Origin of the sequence: Alteromonas sp. BZK5 (genome assembly GCF_014349115.1) — a bacterium.
Taxonomy (GTDB): Bacteria; Pseudomonadota; Gammaproteobacteria; order Enterobacterales; family Alteromonadaceae; genus Alteromonas; species Alteromonas macleodii.
Window position 1 is genome coordinate 1 of the sequence record NZ_JACSOE010000250.1, and the last position, 1,432, is coordinate 1,432.

General features: G+C 46.4%; 1 protein-coding gene. It reads left to right on the forward strand.

Features of this window, described 5'->3' with window-relative positions:
- The first annotated feature begins 94 nt into the window (after positions 1-94).
- Positions 95-1,423 carry an IS4 family transposase gene (locus BIZ39_RS21730; RefSeq protein ID WP_014975370.1) on the forward strand — a complete coding sequence of 443 codons (1,329 nt, stop codon included), beginning with the start codon at positions 95-97 and terminating at the stop codon, positions 1,421-1,423.
- Positions 1,424-1,432 lie beyond the last annotated feature (9 nt).

The following is a 1,432-nucleotide window of genomic DNA, read 5'->3' on the forward strand; positions in this document are numbered from 1 at the left end:
TAATGCCGATCAGTTAAGAAAATTTTCATGATCGGTTGACCGATCTTTTTAAGGCTTCAAAATCCGATATCAGTCTCTGGTATCGGATTTTTTAATGTCTTTACTTACAAACCTCGATGAAACATTCAGCCATGCAGAAGATTTAAATGCCATCGATAAACTGATGTCGTTTGTTGACCCTGAACTTCTTCAGCAAGCCTATGAGCTATCAGGTGTGGCGACTGTCAGACGTCGCCGTTTGCCTTTAGATTCGGTAGTGTTAACCATTGTCGGCATGAGTCTTTTTCGTAACGATCCTGTCTGGGACATCGCGAATAAACTCAATGTTTCGCTTCCGGGTAAAAACCGCTTTGTTGCTCCGAGTGCAGTGGTACAAGCCCGCCAAAGGTTGGGTGATGATGCTGTCGGTCACGTCTTCAAATTGATGGCACAGCGGGCATTCACTGAATATGCCTTTGAACAGTGGTGTGGTTTAAATGTACTGGCGGTTGACGGCGTAATGTTCCGTGCTCAGGATACTGCTGAGAACCTTGATGCATTTGGTTGTGACCGGAATGCTAAGGGTGATAATCCGTACCCACAGGTACGCATGTGTAGTCTGATGGAAACGTCCAGCCACCTTCTGTTGGCCAGTGAATTTGACAGCCGGGATGTGGGAGAGATGTCTCTTGCACAGCGGCTTGTTCCTTCGGTTCCCGATAACTCTCTGACCCTTTTTGACAGAGGGTATTATTCGCTGGGGCTACTGTACTTGTGGATGACTAAAGGTGTTAATACGCACTGGATGCTCCCCGCCCGTAAAGATTTACAGTATACTGTGAGACATCAACTCAGCGAGGATGATGCTGTTATCACGCTTAAAACCTCTCCTCAAGCCAGGAAGAAATTTGATGGTTTACCCGAAACCATTGAAGCGAGACTGACCCGCTACAAAGTAGATGGAAAGTCTTACCGCGTGCTCAGTTCAATGGTCGATGCAATGCAGTTTCCCTACGAAGAAGTTGTCAATGTGTATGTTCAACGCTGGGAAATCGAACTGGGCTTCAGAGAAATGAAACAGACACTACATCAGGCAAAACTGACACTGCGCAGTAAGAAACCTGAGATGGTTCGACAGGAACTCTGGGGGCTGTTGGTAGCCTACAACCTGATTAGAATGATGATGCTGGATGCCGTAAAAGACATGCCGGAATTATCTCCTTCCCGCCTTAGCTTTGGTCTCTGTATGAGACATATCATTGTATTCTTCCTGACCACATTGCCGGAGACAGTAACTAAACTGCCCGCTCACTATGAATACCTAATGGAATCGCTGAGGATGATGAGGCTCCCTGACAAACGACCTGACAGGTATTACCCCAGAGTAGTGAGGAAAAGACCGACTAAATACCCCACAAAGAAAAATGCCAGTCAGCTTAACTGACTGGCATTA